Origin of the sequence: Bacillus sp. SIMBA_154 (assembly GCF_046536015.1) — a bacterium.
GTDB lineage: Bacteria > Bacillota > Bacilli > Bacillales > Bacillaceae > Bacillus > Bacillus pumilus_P.
The window spans coordinates 1-248 of record NZ_JAWJBV010000508.1 but is presented as its reverse complement, the minus strand read 5'-3'; the positions used below and the strand labels follow the sequence as shown (position 1 = coordinate 248).

Genomic DNA, 248 nt, shown 5'->3' with positions numbered 1-248 from the left:
GGAGACCACTACGGCATCTCCGAAAACCATAATAAAGCGATGGCGAAAGTGCTCGGCAAAGATGAGATCAATGAATACGACAATGCCCAGCTTCAGCGGGTGCCGCTCTTTATCCACGCTCCCGGCGTGAAAGGCGGCCGCAATCATAAATTTGCCGGTGAAGTCGATGTCGCGCCGACCGTTCTTCATCTGCTCGGCGTCGATACGAAAGATTATCTCATGTCAGGTTCAGATATCTTATCGAAAGA

At 50.8% G+C, this 248-nt stretch carries 1 protein-coding gene; it reads left to right on the top strand.

All coding sequences use genetic code 11. The features are described from left to right. A partial coding sequence (locus R0K30_RS22935) for a sulfatase-like hydrolase/transferase (RefSeq protein WP_410613264.1) occupies nucleotides 1-248 on the top strand: 248 nt, incomplete at both ends.